This is a genomic window from Kangiella profundi, assembly GCF_002838765.1.
In the GTDB taxonomy this organism is placed as follows: domain Bacteria; phylum Pseudomonadota; class Gammaproteobacteria; order Enterobacterales; family Kangiellaceae; genus Kangiella; species Kangiella profundi.
In genome coordinates, this window is record NZ_CP025120.1 from 1,510,663 (window position 1) to 1,532,970 (window position 22,308).

At 43.4% G+C, this 22,308-nt stretch carries 23 protein-coding genes and 2 tRNA genes; 6 read left to right on the top strand and 19 right to left on the bottom strand.

Annotated features, from left to right (window positions below; all coding sequences use genetic code 11):
* Positions 1-238: 238 nt before the first annotated feature.
* From proB to CW740_RS07040, 3 genes are all read left to right on the top strand, one after another.
* The gene (proB, locus tag CW740_RS07030) at positions 239-1,042 is read left to right on the top strand and encodes a glutamate 5-kinase (RefSeq protein ID WP_106646853.1); all 804 of its coding nucleotides are present in this window, start codon (positions 239-241) and stop codon (positions 1,040-1,042) included.
* A 9-nt stretch (positions 1,043-1,051) separates the two neighbouring features.
* Positions 1,052-2,338: a glutamate-5-semialdehyde dehydrogenase gene (locus tag CW740_RS07035; protein WP_106646854.1), complete on the top strand. Its 1,287-nt coding sequence runs from the start codon at positions 1,052-1,054 to the stop codon at positions 2,336-2,338.
* A 277-nt stretch (positions 2,339-2,615) separates the two neighbouring features.
* A complete protein-coding gene (locus CW740_RS07040) occupies positions 2,616-3,344 on the top strand; it encodes a helix-turn-helix domain-containing protein (protein ID WP_106646855.1) in 729 nt (242 codons plus the stop codon).
* A gap of 227 nt (positions 3,345-3,571) precedes the next feature.
* On the opposite strand, the gene CW740_RS07045 is transcribed toward CW740_RS07040, so the two are convergent.
* The 12 genes from CW740_RS07045 to CW740_RS07100 form a co-directional block, all read right to left on the bottom strand.
* Positions 3,572-3,647, bottom strand: a tRNA-Lys gene (locus tag CW740_RS07045).
* Between the two features lie 215 nt (positions 3,648-3,862).
* A tRNA-Lys gene (locus CW740_RS07050) sits at positions 3,863-3,938 on the bottom strand.
* Positions 3,939-4,058: 120 nt separating this feature from the next.
* Entirely contained in the window at positions 4,059-4,253 is a 195-nt protein-coding gene (gene iscX / locus CW740_RS07055; protein ID WP_018624721.1) for a Fe-S cluster assembly protein IscX, read from the bottom strand.
* Between the two features lie 25 nt (positions 4,254-4,278).
* Positions 4,279-4,617 (bottom strand): ISC system 2Fe-2S type ferredoxin, encoded by a 339-nt coding sequence (fdx, locus tag CW740_RS07060; protein ID WP_106646856.1) that lies wholly within the window; start codon positions 4,615-4,617, stop codon positions 4,279-4,281.
* A gap of 9 nt (positions 4,618-4,626) precedes the next feature.
* Positions 4,627-6,480: a Fe-S protein assembly chaperone HscA gene (gene hscA / locus CW740_RS07065; protein WP_106646857.1), complete on the bottom strand. Its 1,854-nt coding sequence runs from the start codon at positions 6,478-6,480 to the stop codon at positions 4,627-4,629.
* A 24-nt stretch (positions 6,481-6,504) separates the two neighbouring features.
* On the bottom strand, positions 6,505-7,038 hold the full coding sequence (gene hscB / locus CW740_RS07070) for a Fe-S protein assembly co-chaperone HscB (protein WP_106646858.1): 534 nt from the start codon (positions 7,036-7,038) through the stop codon (positions 6,505-6,507).
* 78 nt (positions 7,039-7,116) lie between these two features.
* Complete coding sequence (gene iscA / locus CW740_RS07075; protein ID WP_018624717.1) at positions 7,117-7,440, bottom strand: iron-sulfur cluster assembly protein IscA; 324 nt, start codon at positions 7,438-7,440, stop codon at positions 7,117-7,119.
* A 44-nt stretch (positions 7,441-7,484) separates the two neighbouring features.
* A complete protein-coding gene (gene iscU, locus CW740_RS07080; protein ID WP_106646859.1) occupies positions 7,485-7,868 on the bottom strand; it encodes a Fe-S cluster assembly scaffold IscU in 384 nt (127 codons plus the stop codon).
* A gap of 21 nt (positions 7,869-7,889) precedes the next feature.
* Positions 7,890-9,104 carry an IscS subfamily cysteine desulfurase gene (locus CW740_RS07085; RefSeq protein ID WP_106646860.1) on the bottom strand — a complete coding sequence of 405 codons (1,215 nt, stop codon included), beginning with the start codon at positions 9,102-9,104 and terminating at the stop codon, positions 7,890-7,892.
* Positions 9,105-9,163: 59 nt separating this feature from the next.
* Positions 9,164-9,631 (bottom strand): Rrf2 family transcriptional regulator, encoded by a 468-nt coding sequence (locus CW740_RS07090; protein WP_018624714.1) that lies wholly within the window; start codon positions 9,629-9,631, stop codon positions 9,164-9,166.
* A 198-nt stretch (positions 9,632-9,829) separates the two neighbouring features.
* Positions 9,830-10,624, bottom strand: a complete 795-nt coding sequence (cysE, locus tag CW740_RS07095; protein ID WP_106646861.1) for a serine O-acetyltransferase — start codon at positions 10,622-10,624, stop codon at positions 9,830-9,832.
* Between the two features lies 1 nt (position 10,625).
* On the bottom strand, positions 10,626-11,435 hold the full coding sequence (locus CW740_RS07100) for an RNA methyltransferase (protein WP_264755020.1): 810 nt from the start codon (positions 11,433-11,435) through the stop codon (positions 10,626-10,628).
* A 174-nt stretch (positions 11,436-11,609) separates the two neighbouring features.
* On the opposite strand from CW740_RS07100, the gene CW740_RS07105 reads away from it, so the two are divergent.
* Both CW740_RS07105 and CW740_RS07110 read left to right on the top strand, forming a co-directional pair.
* The gene (locus CW740_RS07105; RefSeq protein ID WP_106646863.1) at positions 11,610-12,386 is read left to right on the top strand and encodes an inositol monophosphatase family protein; all 777 of its coding nucleotides are present in this window, start codon (positions 11,610-11,612) and stop codon (positions 12,384-12,386) included.
* A gap of 114 nt (positions 12,387-12,500) precedes the next feature.
* Positions 12,501-13,298, top strand: a complete 798-nt coding sequence (locus tag CW740_RS07110) for a DUF1338 domain-containing protein (RefSeq protein ID WP_106646864.1) — start codon at positions 12,501-12,503, stop codon at positions 13,296-13,298.
* Between the two features lie 60 nt (positions 13,299-13,358).
* Here CW740_RS07110 and CW740_RS07115 read toward each other — a convergent pair whose 3' ends face one another.
* Both CW740_RS07115 and CW740_RS07120 read right to left on the bottom strand, forming a co-directional pair.
* Positions 13,359-14,288, bottom strand: coding sequence for an electron transfer flavoprotein subunit alpha/FixB family protein (locus CW740_RS07115; RefSeq protein ID WP_106646865.1), 930 nt, complete (start codon positions 14,286-14,288; stop codon positions 13,359-13,361).
* The gene (locus tag CW740_RS07120) at positions 14,288-15,037 is read right to left on the bottom strand and encodes an electron transfer flavoprotein subunit beta/FixA family protein (RefSeq protein WP_106646866.1); all 750 of its coding nucleotides are present in this window, start codon (positions 15,035-15,037) and stop codon (positions 14,288-14,290) included. The genes CW740_RS07115 and CW740_RS07120 overlap by 1 nt, the downstream gene beginning before the upstream one ends.
* Positions 15,038-15,218: 181 nt before the next feature.
* On the opposite strand from CW740_RS07120, the gene CW740_RS07125 reads away from it, so the two are divergent.
* Positions 15,219-16,874 (top strand): electron transfer flavoprotein-ubiquinone oxidoreductase, encoded by a 1,656-nt coding sequence (locus CW740_RS07125; RefSeq protein ID WP_106646867.1) that lies wholly within the window; start codon positions 15,219-15,221, stop codon positions 16,872-16,874.
* Positions 16,875-16,928: 54 nt separating this feature from the next.
* Here CW740_RS07125 and CW740_RS07130 read toward each other — a convergent pair whose 3' ends face one another.
* Genes CW740_RS07130 through hppD form a run of 5 tightly spaced genes read right to left on the bottom strand, consistent with a single transcriptional unit; the run spans position 16,929 to position 22,134 of the window.
* On the bottom strand, positions 16,929-18,194 hold the full coding sequence (locus CW740_RS07130; RefSeq protein WP_106646868.1) for a DUF3466 family protein: 1,266 nt from the start codon (positions 18,192-18,194) through the stop codon (positions 16,929-16,931).
* A gap of 44 nt (positions 18,195-18,238) precedes the next feature.
* Positions 18,239-18,886 (bottom strand): maleylacetoacetate isomerase, encoded by a 648-nt coding sequence (maiA, locus tag CW740_RS07135; protein WP_106646869.1) that lies wholly within the window; start codon positions 18,884-18,886, stop codon positions 18,239-18,241.
* A gap of 16 nt (positions 18,887-18,902) precedes the next feature.
* Entirely contained in the window at positions 18,903-19,892 is a 990-nt protein-coding gene (locus tag CW740_RS07140) for a fumarylacetoacetate hydrolase family protein (RefSeq protein WP_106646870.1), read from the bottom strand.
* Positions 19,893-19,940: 48 nt separating this feature from the next.
* Positions 19,941-21,071: a homogentisate 1,2-dioxygenase gene (locus CW740_RS07145; RefSeq protein WP_106646871.1), complete on the bottom strand. Its 1,131-nt coding sequence runs from the start codon at positions 21,069-21,071 to the stop codon at positions 19,941-19,943.
* Position 21,072: 1 nt separating this feature from the next.
* Complete coding sequence (hppD, locus tag CW740_RS07150; protein ID WP_106646872.1) at positions 21,073-22,134, bottom strand: 4-hydroxyphenylpyruvate dioxygenase; 1,062 nt, start codon at positions 22,132-22,134, stop codon at positions 21,073-21,075.
* Positions 22,135-22,308 lie beyond the last annotated feature (174 nt).

A 22,308-nucleotide genomic window follows, 5' to 3' on the forward strand; every position in this document is an offset into this window, starting at 1 on the left:
GCGTTCTCAGATTTTCTCGGGATAGAGTTTGACATTAGGAGCTGTATGTTGACAATGCGAACCGTGCTTACTATTAATTCAACAGCAAAAAACGCAGCAACGACAGGCTTTTCAGGCCAGTCGAGTGTTTCGTCTGTTGTTACTGCATCGGTCACAGCGACCGTTCGCAGTCCTGTCTTCTAGCACTCCATTCGACATTTCCATTCATACATCCTTTAAATGAAACATAAGGTTTTCCATGCTCGAACATATCGATTTTAGTCAATACAAAAATATAGTCATTAAAGTGGGATCTGCCTTGGTAGCTCCTGATGGTCGCTCCTGCTCATCCGAATACTGTCTGCCGATTGCACACTTTATTCGTAAGTGCCACAAAGCTGGCAAGAATGTCACTCTGGTTTCCTCAGGTGCTGTAGCTGCTGGCTACAACCTGGTAAAGCCGGACACCGAAGTGCTCACACGCAAAGAGAAACAGCCATTGGCTGCAATTGGCCAATCTATGGTGGTTCGACACTGGCAGCGTTTCTTTGATGATGTGGTTGCTCAGGTATTGCTGACCTCTGCGGATATCAAAAATCCAGAGCGTTCAGAAAATGCCCGTAGCACTTTCCAAACGTTGTTTGAGCTCGGTGCTATGCCAATCGTTAATGAAAACGATACGGTTGCAACTGAAGAGCTTACAGTTGGCGACAATGACAACCTGGTTGCTCAAGTCGCAGCACTAACGGATGCTGACCTACTAATCATTTGTAGTGACATTAACGGTGTTTACGACGATAACCCAAAGGTTAATCCTGACGCTGAACTTGTTACTCAATTTAAAGGCGTTAACGATGAAACCATGGCAGTTGGTAAAGACACTAATAACCCTCGTGGTACCGGTGGTATGCAAACCAAGCTACAAGCTGCGCGTTTTGCATCAGAAAATGGTATCGACACTATTATCTGTAATGGTAAGAACGAGAGTTATATGAGGTTGTTTGATAACCAGAATCCAGGGACTTTAATTCACCGAACTTGTAAAGAAGTATCGGTAGCTTAGGAGGAATTTATGACGATGCAAGAGAAATCATTTGAGAGTCAAGAACAGCAAGAGCTGTATGAACTGACTGTGCGTGCCAAGCAGGCAGCACAAATGTTGGGTAACTTAACCAGCAGTCAGAAAAACGATGTATTAGCGGCAATGGCTAAGCGATTGAAAGCCAACCAGGACCAGATTTTGGATGCCAATAAAAAAGACATCGAATACGCCAAAGAAAACGATCTTTCTGATGCTATGGTCGATCGACTGCTGTTGGATGAAGCGCGTGTTGATGGCATGGTAGATGCCCTACATAATGTCATGAGCCTGGCCGACCCTGTCGGTGAAATGGGTCCAAGCACACTTCGTCCGAACGGTATTCGAGTGGCCAAAATGCGTATCCCATTAGGCGTAGTTCTGATGATTTATGAAGCGCGTCCTAACGTTGCTGTAGAAGCTGCTGCCCTGACCCTAAAATCAGGTAACGTTGTGATTCTGCGCGGTGGTAAAGAAGCCTGGCACTCAAACCAGGCACTAATTCAGTGCTGGCACGATGCCCTTTCAGACTGTGGTCTTAGCAAAGAAATGGTCTGCATGGTACCGTCGCAAAGCCATGAAGCAGTCAATCACCTGCTACAGTTCCGTGACACCATTGATTTGGTCATTCCACGTGGTGGCGAGCGACTGATTCGTGCAGTAACTGACAACAGTAAGATTCCAGTTATTCAACACTTTAAAGGTGTCTGCCACCTATATGTCGACAAGTTTGCTGATCTTGATAAAGCTGAGAAGCTATTGAAAGACGGTAAAGTATCTCGTCCTGGCGTTTGTAATGCCTTAGAAAGCTTGGTCATTCACAAAGACATTGCCAATAAATTTCTAAAGCGTGTGAACAAACTTGGTAACGAGTTTGGTATTCAGTTCAAAGCTGATAAAGACTCAGCTGCACAACTGGATAATGCCACTGAAGCCAGCGAAGAAGATTACCACAACGAGTACTTGAGCCTTGCCATGAGCGTTAAACAGGTAGATTCATATGATGATGCCGTTGCTCATATTCTAGAGCACAGCTCGAGCCATACCGAAGTAATTGTCACAGAGAATATTGACCGCGGTAACGAATTTATCCGTCGAATTAACTCTTCAGTAGTTATGGTCAATGCATCATCACGTTTCTCAGATGGTGGCGAACTAGGTCTTGGTGCTGAAATCGGTATCTCAACCAGTAAACTGCACGCCTACGGCCCAATGGGACTGGTTCAATTAACCACTGAAAAATATGTGGTTACTGGTCAAGGCCAGGCTAAGCACTACTAACGCAAGTGCCTACAAAAGCGTTCGAGCAATAGGGTCGACTAGCCCTATGCCAAAGCCGCGGGTTGCAAAGCCTGCGGCTTTTTTATTCCTTTAATAGAATTTTCATAATAAGCACAAACAACCCGAGAAATAAGAGCTAACCGATTCAAATTCTTAAAGATTCCTGTATATTCCTTGTTATTACAATCTATTCATCTGGTTATTCCTGAAGCTTTTAAAAACAATAATAAGGTCACTTTTTTGTGGCTAACGACATTAATTTTACGGAGAAACAACAATGACACTTGGTGAAAAACTACGCGCTTTACGCTCAACCAGCGGCTGGACTCAGCCTGAATTTGCTAGAAAGCTTGGGATTGAACAATCCTATCTTTCAAAGTTAGAAAATGACAAAAGTATCCCCTCCACGGAAATGTTCGACAAGCTATGCACCGCTTATGAGGTTACGCCCGATGAGATGATAAAGGATCTGGATAAAGAATATATTCGTAAAAACCTGATGCACATCCCTATCATCGCAAACACCAGTAACAACAAGCATGAAATTGCTAAAGGCAAACGAAAAGCAGCCGTTATTGTTTGCTCTACCTTTATCCTGGTGGCCGTGCTATTTCTTTTTATTGCTCAGCTAGAACTGCTTTCGAGTAATAACCAGTACGAATATAGTTCACCTGGAGTTGACTATAAGAACGAAATAAATGCATGCATTAAATCTAAAGAAGAAAAGCTTTGTTATATGAAATATGTAGGCTTATACATGCCAAATATGTATCCCCAGCCAACTCGGAATGGCACGACTGACACTATAATCACAAAAACTTACCGTGGTTCAACGTTTAATATTAACTTAGATGTAGGTTCTAGGGACTATTTTCTAAAAAAAGAAATCAATGAAAGAAGTACTGCCAACAATATCTTCCTAATCCTGGCGGTATTTTTAATGACTTTAGGTATTCTAGGGTTAATTGTCGAGGCCAGGTTTTACAGTATTGACAAGAATACTTGAATAGTAAGTGTAGCCTCGAAGGAACAAAGTGACTTCGGGGTTGCTCTTGATAAACCTCGAACAAGCTTACTTTTTTCCTCTAAAGTGATTCCTAAGTCACGGGCTACGGATACTGTAAAGAGATTGCCACGGCCTAAAGTCCTCGCAATGACGAGAAAACCTCTCTGACACAAAAAAAGCCGTTAATGTTTCCATTAGCGGCTTCTTAATTCCCGAAGGAAAAGATTTGGTGGGTTGCACAGGAATCGAACCTGTGACCACCTGATTAAAAGTCAGATGCTCTACCGACTGAGCTAGCAACCCAAATCTCTTGTCAGGCCATGCCTAACTCGATGGCGCGTATAATACCGTTTTGAGCTGAAAACTCAAGTCTAAATTCAGAGAAATTATGACTTTATTGAGGTTTTCTATCGGTACATTATTTCAGGAAGTAATAGACTCAGAATTACAGGCATAAAAAAACCGCTAATGTTTCCACTTGCGGCTTTTTTGTCCCCTCTAGTCGAGGGTTAAGAATTTGGTGGGTTGCACAGGAATCGAACCTGTGACCACCTGATTAAAAGTCAGATGCTCTACCGACTGAGCTAGCAACCCAAATTCTCTTTCGAGAGTCACCAAAGTGCGTTTTTGGTGAGACGCGTATAATACTGTTTTTTGCAGAAAATACAACCTTTTGTTGACTCTTTTCTGAATTTTATACGCTCAAAAATTGGCCTATTCGGCTTCCTCTATCCAAGCCATTTGAATGGCCTCAAGGATTCGCTCACCGCAGCGCTTTGGGTCATCATCAAAGTCTTCAAGACCCATGACCATTTTTTGCAAATCCACAAAATTAACCGTTTTGGGGTCAACCTCTGGGTGCTTTTCATAAAGCTCGATGGCTATGTCTAAACTATCTATCCATTTCATAGGAGTGCTCTCTTAAAACTGGCTACTAATGACGCTCTGAAACCTGGTTCACGGTGTACTTTGGAATTTCGACTGTCAGATCTTCATCATCCACCACAGCCTGACAGCTTAAACGCGATTCAGGCTCTAATCCCCAGGCCTTATCCAGCATGTCATCTTCCAGCTCATCACTTTCTTCAAGTGAATCAAAGCCTTCACGAACAACAACGTGGCAAGTGGTACATGCGCACGACATTTCGCAGGCATGCTCAATTTCAATATCATTACGCAAGGCAACATCCAGTATCGTTTCGCCCTTCTCAGCCTCGAAAACGGCCCCTTCTGGACATAACTCTTCATGCGGTAAGAAAATTACTTTAGGCATTATAAACCCTTATATTTCATCAATTTCATGGCCAACCAGAGCTTTTGCGATACTCGCATCCATCCGCCGGCTAGCAAACTCTTCGGTACTCTTATCTACGACTTTAATTGCTTCTTCAATGGCTTCGATATCGCCATTCTCAGTGATATAAGCCAACTGCTTTAACGCTTCTTCAATAGCGTGGCGCTCATCTTTTGAGAGCAACTCATCGCCATTTTCTGCTAATGCAGCTTCAACAGCCTCAATCACACGTTTACCTTCTACCTGCTGCTCACGCAACATACGCGCTTTCATATCTTCTTCGGCATGGCTCACTGACGATTGCAGCATTGAGGTGATCTGTTCATCATTAAGGCCATAAGAAGGCTTTACAGCAATATCCGATTTTACACCGGTTATAGTCTCTTCGGCAGTCACTTTGAGCAATCCATCAGCATCAACCTGATAAGTCACCTTAATCCGTGCTGCTCCTGCGACCATCGGCGGAATACCACGCAATTCAAAGCGGGCCAATGAACGACAGTCTTCCACCAGTTCTCGCTCTCCCTGAACCACGTGTATGGCCATAGCCGCTTGACCATCTTTATAGGTGGTAAATTCCTGAGCTCGAGCAATTGGAATTGGCGTATTCCTTGGGATAATCTTTTCAGCAAGGCCACCCATGGTCTCAACACCCAGCGAAAGAGGAATAACGTCGAGTAACAACATGTCCTCATCGCTTTTGTTACCAATAAGAACATCAGCCTGAATAGCAGCACCAATGGCGACCACTTTATCCGGATCAATATCGGTCAATGGCTTTTTACCAAAATAGTCTTCAACCTTTTGGCGAACCAATGGTACGCGAGTTGAGCCACCAACCATGACAATATCTTGCACTTCAGAAGCTTTGAGACCAGCATCTTTAAGTGTTCTACGGCAGGCAGCAAGAGTCTTATCGACAATTGGAGCAATTAAGGACTCCATCAAAGCCCGATCCATTGAGCCCTTCCAGTGCATAAAGTTAATATCAACGCTTTCTTTGCTGGTTAAGGCCTCTTTAACCTCACGCGCTTTAATCATGGCCATCTGATAGGCGCTACGATCACCTTTATCAATGTTAGCCTGCTCAACAAGATAACCTGCAATCGCTCTGTCAAAATCGTCGCCTCCAAGTGCGCTATCGCCACCAGTGGCCATAACTTCGAAGACGCCTTTTTCCAGACGCAGGATTGAAATATCAAAGGTACCACCACCCAGATCATAAATGGCGTGAATACCTTCACTGCCTGTATCAAGCCCATATGCTAGAGCCGCGGCTGTCGGTTCACTGATTAAACGTAAAACTTTAACACCCGCAATTTGCGCAGCATCTTTGGTTGCCTGCCGCTGTGCTTCATCGAAATATGCAGGTACGGTAATAACAACACCACCAAGCTCATCACCAAGCGAGTCTTCGGCGCGCTTTACTAAAGCCTTTAAAATTTCACTGGAAACTTCAACAGGATTTTTAATGCCGTTCTCGGTTTCGACCGCTGGCATACCTGTACCCGATGCAGTCAACTGGTTGGCACTGAACTCTTTAATCTTTTGCACGTCCTTGAGGCCTCGGCCCATCAAACGCTTAACTGAACTAATGGTGTTTTTAGCATCAGAGCATACAAACAGTTTCGCAGACTTTCCCACCGACACAGTACCATCTTTTGCATAATGAACTATCGAAGGTAAAATGTGGTCGCCTTCTAAGTCAGGTAAAGTCTCAGCTTTACCACTGCGTACCGTGGCTATAAGCGAATTAGTTGTGCCCAGGTCAATCCCCGCTGCCAGTCTATGCTGATGTGGGTCTGTACTTTTGCCGGGTTCTGAAATTTGAAGTAACGCCATAAATAATACTTACTGTTTGAGGTTTTAGCTTAAAAGCTTGTCTTCAGCGAGTTCTATGTCAGACAAGGTCTTATGCAAGAATTGTAGCTTATAAATAGCTTTTTGAAGCTCATCTGTATCCAGGGGCTCCTGCGAAAACAGCTCAGACATTTGCTTTTCCTGAGCAACTTCTAACTCATCAATTTTATCAGCAAACTGGTTGAGCTGACCGATATCATTACTGGATGAGATTTCCTCCAGTTCCTCGCGTAACTCTAATTGCTGCATTAAGAACTCAGGGTCATTAACGGTATGTTCTTTTGAAGTATCAATACCTGTTTTAAGATGCAACAGATATTGCGCACGCTTTACCGGATTCTTGAGTACGGCAAATGCATCATTCAACTGAGTGGTTTTTTGCATCGAAAGCATCTGCTGTTGAGAGCCAGAACTTGCAAACCTATCGGGATGGACGCTATTAAGAAGCGTTCTTAATTTTGCAGACAGTTTTGGTACATCTATAGAAAAATTCGGCTCAAGGCCGAATAGTTCAAAATAGTTCTGCTGTGCTTTAGTCATAATCAGAGTCTAGGTTCAGAGTAGTACTGTTAGTTGACGAAGTTGAGAGTTAGACGTAACTACTTTGCTTAAAAGAAGTTAAACGGTAAAGGACTCACCACAACCGCACTCACCTTTTACATTGGGGTTCACAAACTCAAAGCCTTCATTCAGACCTTCTTTCTTAAACTCCAAACGAGTACCATCCAAGTAAAGTTTACTCTTAGGATCAACAATCACCTTTACGCCCTTATCTTCGAAAACCACATCATCTTCTTCGAGCTCATCAACAAACTCCAAGACATAAGCTAATCCAGAGCAACCTGTGGTTTTAACACCAAGACGAATGCCAAGTCCTTTGCCACGATTGGCCATAAAACTTTTCACGCGATCTGCTGCTGCATCTGATAAGGTGATTGCCATATTTAATCCTAATCTACTTACCTGGTTAACTGTTAAACTCTCGATTACTGACCGTGCTTATCTTTGTAGTCTTTCACAGCAGCTTTAATGGCATCTTCCGCCAATACAGAGCAGTGAATTTTTACTGGAGGTAAAGCCAACTCTTCAGCAATCTGGGTGTTCTTAATTGACTGAGCTTCGTCGATTGTTTTGCCTTTAACCCATTCTGTGATTAAAGAGCTTGAAGCAATCGCAGAGCCACACCCATAAGTTTTAAATTTTGCGTCTTCAATGATGCCCTGCTCATTCACTTTAATTTGAAGCTTCATTACATCACCACACGCAGGTGCACCGACCATACCTGTACCAATGCTAATGTCAGTCTTTTCGAAAGAACCTACATTGCGAGGGTTTTCATAATGATCAATAACTTTTTCGCTATAAGCCATAGTAATATCTCCTATGATTGTTTAGTGGGCCTGCCACTCAACTTTAGACAAGTCCACACCCTCTTTGTACATTTCCCAAAGAGGCGATAATTCACGTAAACGACCAATTGAGCTTTGAATTTTCTCAATGGCGTAATCCACTTCTTCTTCCGTTGTAAAGCGTCCGATGGTGAAACGAATCGAACTATGCGCCAACTCGTCATCACGACCTAATGCACGCAATACATACGAAGGCTCTAAACTCGCTGATGTACAGGCTGAGCCTGAAGAAACGGCCAAGTCTTTAAGTGCCATAATCAATGACTCACCTTCAACAAAGTTGAAACTGATATTGATAATGCCAGCTACACGTTTTTCCGCATGGCCATTCAAATATACTTCTTCCATATCTTTAACGCCATTCCACAAGCGCTCACGCAAGCGAATGATACGCTCGTTATCGCTTGCCATATCTTCTTTGGCGATACGCGCAGCTTCACCCATACCAACGATTTGGTGAGTCGGCAAAGTACCTGAACGCATACCGCGCTCATGACCACCACCGTGCATTTGTGCTTCCAAGCGAACACGTGGCTTACGACGCACGTACAGAACGCCTATGCCTTTTGGACCATACATTTTATGGCCTGAAACTGACATCAGATCGACTTTGGTCTTTTCTACATCAATTGGTAATTTTCCTGCACTTTGTGCAGCGTCGACATGGAATATAATTTTGCGCTCACGGCACATTTCACCGATAGCATCTATATCCTGAACCACACCAGTCTCATTATTAACGTGCATGATGCTGACCAAAATAGTGTCATCACGCATAGCGTTTTCAAGAGCCTTAAGATCCACTAACCCATCTTCCTGAACGTCCATATAAGTAACTTCATAACCTTCACGTTCAAGTTGACGAGTGGTGTCCAGAACCGCTTTATGTTCTGTTTTTACGGTAATGATATGTTTACCTTTCTTACCATAAAAATGCGCAGCACCCTTGATTGCCAAGTTATCTGACTCAGTTGCTCCTGAAGTCCAGACAATTTCGCGAGGGTCCGCGTTAATTAATTCAGCTACCTGTTGACGAGCAATATCAACCGCCTCTTCCGCTTCCCAACCAAATTTGTGAGAACGAGAAGCCGGATTGCCATAGATACCGTCAACACCCATGTATTGAACCATCTTCTCGGCAACACGCGGATCGACTGGCGTAGTTGCTGCGTAATCAAGATAGATGGGTAATTTCATGCTTTTCTCCGCTGTTTCGTTTGCCTATGAACTGCCATGATGTAGCAGCTAATAAATCGTTAACTAAATAAAATAACGTCTTCTTCACGAAAACGCTGGTTTTGACGCTCTGCAATCTTTTTCACAAACCGTCTTTGAATAACTTGTTCCAGAGTAATGCCACTCAGGAACTGATAAATCTGATCGCTTAACTCACTCCAGAGCTGGTGCGATAAGCAAAGGTCACCATCTTGACAGCCACCTTTACCATTACACTTAGTTGCACTCAGCGGCTCATTGACAGCCAATACAACTTCAGCGATTGAAATCTGACTGGAAGGTCTTTTCAGTTCATAACCTCCGCCTGGCCCACGCACACTCTCAACCAAGCTTGCTTTGCGCAACTTGGAAAATAGCTGCTCAAGATAGGACAGTGAAATATCCTGTCTGCTTGAGACTTCCGCCAATGTTATGGGGCCATTACCGCTATGTAATGCCAAGTCAAGCATGGCTGTTACTGCGTATCGCCCTTTAGTACTGAGTTTCATAAGCTAATCCTGTAAATTACACGCTTATGATCCCATACCCGACTAAATTAGTCAACTTTGCCAATCACTTGGCAACCGGATGATTCACCCGTAACTCATTGATTAATCTAAAGCTAATGCTAAACCCTCGTTTGCATTAAAATAATTCATGACCAATATCAAGGCGATACCTAAATAAATTACTAGGATATTTTTTGATTAGTTGCTTTTATCAGATTTAGGTTGCGTATCTGGCTGACTTGAATCGGTCTTTGTAGAGTCTTGTTTACCATTAGTATCCAATATGGCCTTACAGTCGATATCGGGTAAATCAAACTCCGTAAGATCAAAACCTTTTGATTTCAATGCGCAGCATATGGAATGGAGTTGGGCTTCCATAGCGTTAGCATGTGAATACATGCTTCGAATTGCCTGTGTGAGTGGATCCTGTTGATCAGCGCTGATGCCGTAGGCCTCAAAAATTTCATCACCGTCATGTTTAGAACGAGATGCTTCGCGAGCTGGTATGCCAATAACAGTGGTGTCTTCGGGGACATCCTTTACAACAACTGCATTTGAGCCTACCCTTGCATTTTTATGCAAAGTAATCGGGCCAAGAACTTTAGCACCCGCACCGATTACGACACCATCTTCTAAAGTTGGATGGCGTTTCCCAGCCTTCCAGCTGGTTCCGCCTAATGTAACCCCGTGATAAATAGTACAGTCATCACCAATTTCAGCCGTTTCGCCAATCACCACTCCCATGCCATGATCGATGAAAAAGCGACGACCAATTTTTGCGCCCGGATGAATCTCAATTCCTGTTAACCAGCGGGCTAGCGTAGATATAGTGCGAGCCAACCATTTCCAATTAGCATTCCATAGTTTATGGGCTAAACGGTGATACCAGACTGCATGAAGGCCAGGATAATTGGTCAAGATTTCAAAATTGTTACGAGCCGCTGGGTCACGGTGGTAAACACTTTTAATATCTTCTTTGATGCGTTTAAACATACTACTGACCTTTCATTTGACGCTTTAAATATTTATCCATGGAAGATAAAAAGCCTCTCAGGATATTAACCTCACCTTTATTAAGGTGAGCCTTTGCTAGAATTCTGCGTATTCTAGCAGGTAACAATTTGGGTTGCTCGGGGTTATAGAATTCCGTTTGCTTCATAGTAGATTCCAGATGGTTATATAAACCATCCACTTCTTCAAAGCTTGCTAATCGCTCACTCTCTTTATCAAAGTCATTTATATCGTCGTTACTATAATCTTGCTCAACGTTAACGTCCTGTGAAGATACAACTTTACTTGCTAGTCGGGCTTCATAAGCAATCAACTGAACAGCCGCCGCCAGATTTAAAGACATATATTCAGGATTGGCTGGAATATTAACGTGGTAATGACAGAGCTGTAATTCCTCATTGAGAAGTCCGGTACTTTCACGGCCGAAAACAATCGCCACAGGTCTTGCATCTGTCTGTTCGCGGATAATGTGCCCCATCTCTCGCGGCTCAATTAAGGGCCAGGGTAAGGCTCGGTTGCGAGAACTGGTACCAATGATTAAGCGACAGTCAGCCAGTGCTTCCTCGATGGTATCAACCACAACAGCACTATCCAGTACGTCTAATGCTCCTGATGATCGAGCAGAAGCCTCTTCTGATGGAAAATCTTTTGGATTTACCAGCACTAACCGACTTAAACCCATGGTTTTCATGGCCCTGGCTGTAGCACCAATGTTGCCGGGATGGCTGGTTTGACAAAGAACTATCTTGATACTGTCGAGTAACTGAGTATCAAACTGCGGTTCCTGAGACAAGTTTTGACTCATAAGATGTTGAAATTATGCATAAATCAGTATACAGCTATGATAACAAAGCAAACACAAATCCCCTATTTATAATCATAATTATTTTACCTGGGCTTATTATTTGATATGATGCGCGCGTTTTTAGCCTTGAGCTAACAGTTCTTTGACAGTGGTGGTATCAACATGAATGCGTACAAAACAATTGCCGTGCGCGCGGCTAACCGTGCGGGTGACTTTATTGCAAAAGCATTTGCCAATCGCGATCGCATTATCGCGCAAAGCAAAGGCACAAATGATTTCGTCAGCAATATTGACGAGCAGGCTGAACAGCTGATTATTGATACTATTCACAAAAGCTATCCTGACCATGCTATCTTCGCAGAAGAAAGTGGTCATCAGGGTAAGAGTGATGTCGAATGGGTTATCGACCCAATCGATGGCACAACCAATTTTCTACGTGGCATTCCCCATTTCTGTGTTTCAATTGCAGTACGTCAAAAAGGCAAGACAGTTGCCGCAGTGGTTTTTGATCCACTTCAAGATGAAATGTTCAGTGCTGCAAAAGGTTCTGGTGCACAATTAAATAACACGCGCCTTCGTGTCAGTGCCTCCAAGAAACTAGACGGAGCAATTTTGGCAACCGGCTTTCCTTTCAGAGAAGGTCAGGACCTTGAAAAATACTTAGAGTATTTCCACGCGTTATACCCACAATGCATTGATATGCGTCGTGCAGGCTCTGCTGCCTTAGATTTAGCCTATGTGGCTGCAGGTCGCATGGATGGCTTCTGGGAGTTTGGGCTAAGCGACTGGGACACAGCCGCTGGCGTACTTATTGTAAAAGAAGCTGGTGGAATGGTCAGTGATATCAAAGGAAATCAATACACTGGTGATTCAAGCAGCATCCTGGCCGCCAATCCAGGCGTTTTCAAACACTTCTTGCAAACCGTGAAAAACATCTAGTTCACAACAAAACACATTCATTTTCAGAATTCACTAGAGAACGACAGGCCAATTATTATACAATTGGTCTGTCCTCTTACCAGATTCACACAAAGCACAAAGGTAATTATTGATATGAATACTATGTTTAATGCGCTATGGGAAGATTACATTGCAATCACTCCAGATGCATTGGCAATTCACAATAAATTCAAAGCGTTAGGTGAAGATGTTATCACTAACGATCACATTGCACTGAGAACCTTCAATGACGGCTTGATTAGTCTTAAGCATATTGGCGAGCATCTCAAGCAATTCGGCTACCAGGAAGCCGGTGAATATCATTTCGAAGAAAAGAAGCTATATGCAAAGCACTTCGCGCACGAAAGTGACAAGGATGCTCCAAAGATTTTCATCAGTGAGCTTTTACTTGAAGAGTTTTCACCTGAACTACAAATGTTCTGTCGTGGCTTAATCGCAGAAGCTAACTGGAATATCAGCAAAAATGGACTGCAATTGCCAAGCCGTCCTTGGGGAAAAATTTCTCGTACAGCTTATGAAAAGCTATTGGAAGAAAGTGAATATGCTGCATGGCTTGCAGCTTTCGGCTTACGCGCAAACCACTTCACCGTCTCTGTAAACCACCTTGCAAATCTTGGTACACTTGAAGATGTAAATGAGTTCCTGAAGCAGAATGACTTTGAACTGAATACCAGCGGTGGTGAAATTAAAGGTAATGAAGAAGTCTGCCTCAAGCAAAGTTCAACAATGGCAAACATCGTTGACTGGAAATTTGAAGACGGTACCTACCCTATCCGCTCATGCTTTTATGAGTTTGCCGAAAGATTTGTAATGGAGAATGGTGAATTATACCAAGGCTTCGTTGCAGCAAGCGCTGACAAGATCTTTGAATCAACTAACGCAGCAGCTTAAAAAAGTTAGAAATAAAAAAACCGCCAATCGGCGGTTTTTTTATGCTTAAGAAGCTTAAGACTAAAGTGATTCGATCAATTCTGGGACCACCTTAAATAAGTCTGCAACCAATCCATAGTCTGCGACCTGGAAGATTGGCGCTTCTTCATCTTTGTTGATGGCAACAATGACTTTAGAATCTTTCATACCAGCCAAGTGTTGAATCGCGCCAGATATACCCACAGCGATATACAATTCTGGAGCTACGATTTTACCGGTTTGGCCAACCTGGTAGTCATTAGGGACAAAGCCAGCATCAACCGCAGCACGTGATGCACCAACCGCTGCACCCAGCTTATCAGCCAATTGCTCGAGCATGGCGAAGTTTTCGCCACTGCCCATACCACGACCACCGGAAACGATCACTTTCGCTGAAGTCAATTCAGGACGCTCAGACTCAGTCAACTCTTCACCGACATAATCAACTAAAGCGCCATGCTCAGTTGTACCAATCGACTCAACAGAAGCCGAACTACCTTCATGTGACAAAGCGTCAAATGCTGTAGCACGAACAGTAATGACTTTTTTGCCGTCGTTACTTTTAACTGTAGCAATAGCATTACCCGCATACACAGGACGCTTAAATGTATCGTCGCTGTCTATAGCGATAATGTCAGAGATTTGTTGAACATCAAGTAGTGCTGCAATTCGTGGTGCGATGTTCTTACCAAAGGTTGTTGCAGGGGCAAGAACATGAGTAAAGTTTTCAGCCTGCTCAACGACTAATTTATCCAGGTCTTCAGCCAATAAATGTGCATAGTGCTCTGCTTCTGCAAGAAGAACTTTATCAACACCTTCTGCTTTAGCAGCTTCTTCGGCTACTGCCTGGCAATTATGACCAGCGACTAAAACTACTGTCTCGCCAGATAGTTCTTTTGCCGCAGCAATTGTATTAAAGGTTGCAGCCTGCAATTGGCTATTGTTGTGTTCTGCAATGATTAAAGTGGCCATTAGATCACCTTCGCTTCATTTTTTAGTTTATCAACCAGCTCAGCAACGGTTTCAACTTTGATGCCTTCTTTACGCGCCGGTGGGTTTTCAACCTTGAGAGTTTCTGTGCGTGGTGCAACATCAACGCCCAGGTCAGCAATTGCAAGCTCATCAAGCGGCTTACGCTTTGCTTTCATGATATTCGGAAGTGACGCGAAACGTGGCTCGTTTAAACGAAGGTCAGTGGTGATAATCGCTGGCATTTTGACCGACAAGGTTTGCAGGCCGCCATCAATTTCACGAGTTACCTGAGCTTTACCATCAGCAACTTCAACTTTTGAAGCAAAGGTACCCTGCCCCCAGCCAAGTAATGCTCCAAGCATTTGGCCAGTCTGGTTGTTATCACCATCAATAGACTGTTTACCAAGAAGCACCATTTCTGGTTGTTCTTTTTCAACAACCGTCTTTAGGACTTTAGCAACAGCTAATGGCTCAAGCTCATCTTCGGACTTAACCAAAATGGCTCGGTCGGCACCTAGAGCTAAAGCTGTACGCAAGCTTTCCTGGCACTGTTGGTTGCCAATTGAAACTGCAATCACTTCGCTAGCTACACCCTTTTCTTTCAGGCGTACTGCTTCTTCGACAGCAATCTCACAGAATGGATTCATGGACATTTTTACATTGGCAGTTTCAACGCCAGTGTTGTCCGCCTTAACACGAACCTTAACATTCGCATCAATAACACGTTTTATTGCAACGAGAATTTTCATGAAAACCCTATCTATGTATAATTTCGCCAGATATAGACGACTGGAGCGCCTATCTTTAGTAAAATAGGCCGCAATGGTGACGTTTTAAGGCCTTAAGGTCAATAGTAAACGGTCAATTTGAGCCAAATTTGAACAGATTTTAACCGTTTTTGAGTAAAAAAACAGATAAGGGGAGAATTAAGTGGAACGTGAATTTATGGAGTTTGATGTCGTAATCGTTGGTGCTGGCCCTGCGGGTCTATCAGCCGCGATTCGTCTTCGCCAGCTGGCAGCCCAGAATGACCAGGACTTAATGGTTTGTGTGGTTGAGAAAGGCTCCGAAGTCGGTGCACACATCCTTTCTGGAGCTGTCTTCGAACCAACAGCTCTTAACGAACTCATTCCTGACTGGCAGGAAAAGAACGCTCCCCTGTTAACCAAAGTTTCAGATGACAATATTTATCTTTTTAGAGGGCAAGAAAAATCCATCAAGATTCCAAACTTCTTTGCCCCTAAAACCATGCACAACGATGGTAACTACATTGTAAGCCTGGGTAATGTCTGTCGCTGGCTCGCTGATCAGGCAGAAGCCCTGGGTGTTGAAATTTTCCCGGGTTTTGCTGCTTCAGAGGTTCTCTATAACGAAGACGGCTCTGTTAAAGGTATCGCGACAGGTGATATGGGTATTGGGCGAGATGGCGAAAAGAAAGACAGCTATATGCCTGGTATGGAGCTACATGCCAAGTACACACTGTTCGCGGAAGGTTGTCGTGGCCATTTAGGCAAAGAGTTGATTGCCAAGTATGAACTAGATAAGGATAAAGATCCTCAACACTATGGGATTGGTATCAAAGAACTTTGGAAAGTACCCGCTGAGCAGCACAAGCAAGGTTTAGTAGTGCATACCGCAGGCTGGCCATTAAGCGAGTCAGGTTCTGCTGGCGGTGGCTTCCTTTACCATATTGAAGACCAACAGGTTGTTGTCGGCCTCATTACTGACCTGTCCTACTCTAATCCACATGTCAGTCCGTTTGATGAATTCCAGCGCTACAAGCATCAGGCAGTTATCAAACAGTACCTTGAGGGCGGCGAAAGAATTTCCTACGGTGCTCGTGCGATTACCAAAGGCGGACTTCAATCCCAACCCAAGATGTCTTTCCCGGGTGGTTTGTTGATAGGTGATGATGCTGGAACCTTGAACTTTGCCAAAATCAAAGGCTCTCACACCGCCATGAAATCCGGTATGATTGCTGCCGAAACTGTCATTGCCGCCATTAACAGCGAACGCGCAAATGATGATCTTGTAGAGTATGCCGAAAACTATAAGAACTCATGGGCTTGGAAAGAGCTTCATACTCAACGTAATTTTGGTCCTGCACAGCACAAATGGGGCAATTTGATAGGTTCCGCTTATGCCTTTATCGACCTGAATATCTTCAACGGTAAACTGCCTTGGACTTTACGCGATCCGGAACCTGACTATGCTCAGATGAAAGAGGCTTCTGAGTGCAAGAAAATTAATTATCCGAAGCCAGATGGCAAGTTGTCATTCGATAAGCTTTCTTCAGTCTTTGTATCCAACACCAATCACGAAGAAGATCAGCCCGTTCACCTGCAACTCAAAGACCCTTCTATTCCGATTGAAGTTAACTTAGAAAAGTATGATGAACCAGCTCAACGCTACTGCCCTGCTGGTGTCTATGAAGTTGTTCGTGATGATGATGGCAACAATCCGAAGTTTGTTATCAACGCACAAAACTGCGTGCATTGTAAAACCTGTGATATTAAAGACCCAAGCCAAAACATAAACTGGGTTACACCAGAAGGAACTGGCGGTCCTAATTACCCCAATATGTAATTATTGGGGCACAAAAAAAGCGGCTAATCAGCCGCTTTTTTTGTACATGATAATTTATTTGTATCTTCTGAACGCTAGTAAACCAAGTAATACCAACAACACGAATGGCATACTGCCACCACCAGATTTTGATTCTTCTTCAGGCTCACACGTTTCAACGGCTCCTCCAGTTGGATCGAGTCGGAAAGCTCTAATTTCACCGTCCTTTACACCAAAACCAACTATCTGGCCTGCGTTGTTGATATCTGTAGCTTCCGTTAATTTCCATCCAGAATTACAGGCAATCAATTCATTCAGGTTTTTCATTTCATTATTTTCATAAATAAAAGCTGCATGCTCTTCAAGAGTGGGAACTGAAACTAGAGCTCGACCTACAATTTGTCCATTATCGTTAATCGCTCTAGCTCTCGAGTCTGTGAAGTCATCGCGCAGGAAGCCAAGAAATGTTAACTCCTCAGAGCCACTTTTCGCATCATAATAAAAAGCCTCTTGATTATTACGACTACCTGAAATGTATATGCTACCAACTACCTCATCATGGATATTGATGTCGTAGGCAAATGTGGCTCTGTCATCCTTTGTCGGTATTTCAGTGATTGCATAATTGTCAGTAATATCCACTACAAAAGATTGAATCGTATATTGTTCAGTATCTGGAATATTTGCATCAGAAAAACCAATGGCTTTACCGGTATCATTGATAGCCGTTAAGTAAGCTGCCCTTGTTGGTTCATCAGCAAGTGGGGATACCATAAAATAAGACTGATCATTGTTATCGTAGATAAACCCCCTATCTACTGCGTTGTTTTCATCTTCCGGATCAACATCAAAACGACCATGCCCTATAATAATATTACTATCGTTAATATCATAAGCGCGCGCGCCTGATAAATTTTCTTTTTCAGCTAACTTATTAACAGAGCCATCAAATATTACAGCAAAGTTACTTTCAGCGATTAGCTTAGTACCATCTTCTTGTTCAATTTCTGTTAAAACATTGGCGAAACCAACTGCAACCCCAGCCGAATTAATCCCTAGAGCCTCACTTGAGTCGCCGTCTGGTAAAACACCTAAGTCTTCATTACCTCCACCCTGGTATTTTGTAGCATGTGAATAAAACTCTCTATCACCATTATCATCAATTAGTGGACCATTAGCTGTACCAACAGCAATACCTTGGTCATTAATTTTATAAGCAACACTATAGCTGCCATCCAAGCCACCTAAATCTACAATCTCATAAGGAGCTGATAACGCCACTCCACTGGTTAGGGCTAACAATGACGCAAGTACTGTTTTCTTAAATTGCTGTTGTTTCATTCTACTTCTCTTTATATTGAAGAATTTATTTATGAGTAAACTGACTATTCGGCATCAGGTTGTGACTCAGGCTTGGCATCTTTAAAAGCATCCAGGGTTAAACAATGTTGCTCAATATCAACTAAGCGTGGATATGCTGTCAAATCCAGGTTAAAACGACGAGCATTGTACATTTGCGCTACGATGAATACATCGGCTAATGTTACTTGCTCACCAAAAGCAAAAGGACCCTGCTTTTTATAGCTTTGTAGCTGCTTTTCAATGGCTCTGAAACCTTCGTGGATCCAGTGCGCATACCATTTATCCTTAGCATCATCACTGACTTTTAACTCAGCTTTTAAGTACTTGAGAACCCTAAGGTTATCAATTGGATGAATATCACAGGCAATAACCTGACACAGGCTTCTGACTTTGGCTTTTGCAAAAGGTTCAGTAGGAAGTAATTTAGGTCCTTCATAGGCCTCATCTAAATATTCACAGATTGCCATTGATTGACTTAATAGCTTTCCATTGTCGTCCAACAAGGGAACTAGCCCCTGCGGATTTTGCTCAAGATATTCGGGTTTATGCTGCTGACCACCATCTTTAACCAGGTGAACAGGGATCATCTGGTATGACAGTCGTTTAAGATTTAGCGCAATCCGAACTCGATAAGCTGCGGTTGAGCGCCAATAGCTATACAATTTCAGCATAAACCCTCTCCTTCAATTAGCCTTGGGTCTGATATTTTTCAACAACCTGGTTGATTTGGCCAAAGATACTATCACCGTTCTCATCGAACATTTCGATAGTTACACGATCGCCAAACTGCATAAATGGTGTCGAAGGTTTACCATCAGCAATGATTTCAAGCATACGTACTTCCGCCAAACAAGACGAACCAGTAGATTGGTCTTTATTGGAAATAGTACCTGAGCCAACAATAGTACCAGCACTAAGTGGACGAGTTTTTGCTGCATGTGCAACCAGGGTTGGGAAGTCAAACACCATATCCACACCGCACTCAGGCTTACCCAATAGCTTGTCGTTTAGGTGAGTAACGAGTGGCAGGTATACTTTTTTGCCATCCCATTTATCGCCTAACTCATCAGGCGTTACCGCTACAGGAGAAAATGCAGAAGATGGCTTTGATTGGAAGAAACCAAAACCTTTAGCAAGTTCACCGGGGATCAAGTTGCGCAGAGACACATCATTCACTGTCATTAGTAAACGAATTGCTTTTTCAGCCTGTTCAGTAGTTGCACCCATCGGAACGTCACCTGTAACAACAGCAACTTCCGCTTCCATGTCAATGCCAAACTCTTCACTAGCCATCTTGATATTATCGCGCGGCCCAAGAAATGCATCACTTCCGCCCTGATACATCAATGGATCAGTCCAGAATGACTCCGGCATTTCAGCACCACGGGCCTTACGTACAAGCTCAACGTGATTAACATATGCACTACCGTCAGCCCATTGATAAGCACGTGGTAATGGTGACTCACATTTAGTCTGGTCAAACTCAAACGCATCTGTAGCCTTACCTTCGTTAAGGTCTGCATACAGCAAATCAAGCTTTGGTTTAAAGTTATCCCAGTCATCCAAAGCTGCCTGCATTGTCTTAACAAAGCCAGGCTTAACAGCACGAGTTAGATCACGGCTGACAACTACCAGTTGTCCGTCACGAGAGCCATCTTTTAAAGTTGCTAATTTCATTATTACTTCCTAAATTCTTTTCAAATATGTTTAATGATTTCGATACAGTTATTTGCTGGCTTTCCAGCTATTGCAGTACTCGACATTTTCAACACTGCTCATTGCATCTGAAACCTCTAAAGCATCACGCGTATCAATCATTACTGCCACTTCATCTGTTTCCTTCTTGGCGTACTTACGCCCTGCTTCGAAGGCTTTCGGATGAGGACCGTGAGTGAAACCAGACGGGTGGAAGGTCACCATGCCCGCATCAATATTGTCGCGACTGAAGAAGTCACCCGCGTGATAGAAGATCACTTCATCAAAGTCATCATTGTTGTGATAGAAAGGCACTTTAAGCGCTCCAGGGTCAGACTCGATTGGGCGCGGAACGAAAGTACAGATCACAAAACGACTGGCCACGAATGTCGTATGAGCCGACGGTGGTAAATGATAACGATGCGACATTAATGGACGAATATCACGCCAGTTAATTCTGACAACCGATAAGTCACCATGCCAGCCAATCGCATCAAGCGGCGAATAATTGAAGTGAACTTTTGACAATTGATCACGGCGCTTGATTTCAACCGACCATGGCGTGTCATCCTGCTGTTCTAAAAACTTCTCATTAACACTTGGGACATCAAGCATCGCAGGGTCAAAAATAGCCTGAGGACCGACAAGACCTTTTTCAGGCAGCTGATAACTGTCATTGGTTGCTTCTATCAACAACATGGTCATCGGCTCTTGAGGCTCAAGACGCCACATGGTTCCGCGAGGAATTACCACATAGTCTCCGTCCCGAATCTCCATATGGCCATAATCGCAGAATAAATCACCCTTACCCTTATGGATAAACAGCAACTCATCACCATCGCCATTACGTGCAAGCGCAGGCATTGCTTCTGTACATTCCCAGATACGGAATTTACAGCTTGCATTATGCAACAGCTCTTTGGCACTCCATGGTGATGCACTGGCCTTATCAAGATCATTCAAATCAAAGGCGCGTGGGCGTAATGGGCCTTCCCACTTTTCCCACGATGTTGGTGCGCGTTTGTGATGGAAGTGTGCGGTTGGACCGAAGAAACCACTTCGGCCGGCCTCACGCTCATAAATCGCCTCTTCTGGCAAATCAGCATGGGCCTGACGTGAAATGGTTCCTTCCTTGTGAGGAAACGCAATCCATTTACGCATCTTAAATTACTCCGCGTTGGATCTGATCTAGTTCGATTGATTCAAATAGCGCTTTAAAGTTACCTTCACCAAAGCCCTGGTTACCTTTACGCTGAATAATTTCGAAGAAAATTGGACCAATCACAGTATTGGTGAAAATCTGTAATAAGATACCTTCTTCATGCTCCAAAGAACCATCAATCAAAATACGGTTCTTACGCAATTCTTCAACATCTTCATGGTGTTTAGGAATACGCTTTGGAATCATGTCGTAGTATGTATCAGGAGTATCCATAAACTTCATACCACCGGCACGCAGATCTTCAATGGTTTTGTAGATGTCATCTGTTGATAGAGCAATGTGCTGGATACCCTCACCATTGTACTCTTTCAAGAACTCTTCAATTTGCGACTTTTCATCTGAAGATTCATTAATTGGAATACGAAGCTTGTTACATGGACCAGTCATGGCTTTAGAGAATAGACCGGTTTGCTTACCCTTGATGTCAAAGTAACGAATTTCACGGAAGTTAGCGATGTTCTCGTAGAAAGTTGCCCAAACATCCATGCCGCCACGCTTAACATTGTGAGTCAGGTGATCAAGGGTATGAAGACCTCTACCTTTAGGGAATTTCTCTACACCTTCGTAATACTCGAAATCATCGTCATAGAAGCTTTCAGGCTTGTTGCCCCATTTATCAATGAAGTAAAGAACCGAGCCGCCAATACCGTAAACTGCAGGATGAGACATTTGCTCTTCTTGATCAAAAGGCTTTGCGCCCTTCTCTACGGCATAATCAAAGGCCTTCTGAGCATCAGCAACACGCCATGCCATTGCACAGGCACATGGTCCATGTTGCTTACTGAATTCATGGAAGTAACCGCTCTGTTCTTCATTAACGATAAAGTTAATATCACCTTGGCGGAACAAGGTAACGTTTTTGCTCTTATGCTTGGCGATTTCTGTGAAACCTAGTAACTCGAATAATTCTTTAAGTTTTTTGACACCCTCTTCTGTAGGTGCAGTGTACTCAACAAACTCAAAACCATCAGTGCCTAGTGGATTAAATGTAGTATCAGTCATATTTGACTCCTCGAATTTTTTAAGAGGCTCCCAATCGGTTGTCGCAGCCTCTGTCGAAAGTATTCAGACGGACCCATTATCTTGTGATGATGCCCGTCTATTTAAAGGGTTAGCCCGCATCGCCAGAAACGTAGGCGAAACTCGCGGCAATGCGCATGAAACATACGCCACAAT

What these genes read in the sequence shown, in the direction of transcription:
- proB (WP_106646853.1), top strand. Translation starts at nt 239, where the DNA reads ATGCTCGAACATATCGATTTTAGTCAATACAAAAATATAGTCATTAAA.
- CW740_RS07035 (WP_106646854.1), top strand. Translation starts at nt 1,052, where the DNA reads ATGACGATGCAAGAGAAATCATTTGAGAGTCAAGAACAGCAAGAGCTG.
- CW740_RS07040 (WP_106646855.1), top strand. Translation starts at nt 2,616, where the DNA reads ATGACACTTGGTGAAAAACTACGCGCTTTACGCTCAACCAGCGGCTGG.
- iscX (WP_018624721.1), bottom strand. Translation starts at nt 4,253, where the DNA reads ATGAAATGGATAGATAGTTTAGACATAGCCATCGAGCTTTATGAAAAG.
- fdx (WP_106646856.1), bottom strand. Translation starts at nt 4,617, where the DNA reads ATGCCTAAAGTAATTTTCTTACCGCATGAAGAGTTATGTCCAGAAGGG.
- hscA (WP_106646857.1), bottom strand. Translation starts at nt 6,480, where the DNA reads ATGGCGTTACTTCAAATTTCAGAACCCGGCAAAAGTACAGACCCACAT.
- hscB (WP_106646858.1), bottom strand. Translation starts at nt 7,038, where the DNA reads ATGACTAAAGCACAGCAGAACTATTTTGAACTATTCGGCCTTGAGCCG.
- iscA (WP_018624717.1), bottom strand. Translation starts at nt 7,440, where the DNA reads ATGGCAATCACCTTATCAGATGCAGCAGCAGATCGCGTGAAAAGTTTT.
- iscU (WP_106646859.1), bottom strand. Translation starts at nt 7,868, where the DNA reads ATGGCTTATAGCGAAAAAGTTATTGATCATTATGAAAACCCTCGCAAT.
- CW740_RS07085 (WP_106646860.1), bottom strand. Translation starts at nt 9,104, where the DNA reads ATGAAATTACCCATCTATCTTGATTACGCAGCAACTACGCCAGTCGAT.
- CW740_RS07090 (WP_018624714.1), bottom strand. Translation starts at nt 9,631, where the DNA reads ATGAAACTCAGTACTAAAGGGCGATACGCAGTAACAGCCATGCTTGAC.
- cysE (WP_106646861.1), bottom strand. Translation starts at nt 10,624, where the DNA reads ATGTTTAAACGCATCAAAGAAGATATTAAAAGTGTTTACCACCGTGAC.
- CW740_RS07105 (WP_106646863.1), top strand. Translation starts at nt 11,610, where the DNA reads ATGAATGCGTACAAAACAATTGCCGTGCGCGCGGCTAACCGTGCGGGT.
- CW740_RS07110 (WP_106646864.1), top strand. Translation starts at nt 12,501, where the DNA reads ATGAATACTATGTTTAATGCGCTATGGGAAGATTACATTGCAATCACT.
- CW740_RS07115 (WP_106646865.1), bottom strand. Translation starts at nt 14,288, where the DNA reads ATGGCCACTTTAATCATTGCAGAACACAACAATAGCCAATTGCAGGCT.
- CW740_RS07120 (WP_106646866.1), bottom strand. Translation starts at nt 15,037, where the DNA reads ATGAAAATTCTCGTTGCAATAAAACGTGTTATTGATGCGAATGTTAAG.
- CW740_RS07130 (WP_106646868.1), bottom strand. Translation starts at nt 18,194, where the DNA reads ATGAAACAACAGCAATTTAAGAAAACAGTACTTGCGTCATTGTTAGCC.
- maiA (WP_106646869.1), bottom strand. Translation starts at nt 18,886, where the DNA reads ATGCTGAAATTGTATAGCTATTGGCGCTCAACCGCAGCTTATCGAGTT.
- CW740_RS07140 (WP_106646870.1), bottom strand. Translation starts at nt 19,892, where the DNA reads ATGAAATTAGCAACTTTAAAAGATGGCTCTCGTGACGGACAACTGGTA.
- CW740_RS07145 (WP_106646871.1), bottom strand. Translation starts at nt 21,071, where the DNA reads ATGCGTAAATGGATTGCGTTTCCTCACAAGGAAGGAACCATTTCACGT.
- hppD (WP_106646872.1), bottom strand. Translation starts at nt 22,134, where the DNA reads ATGACTGATACTACATTTAATCCACTAGGCACTGATGGTTTTGAGTTT.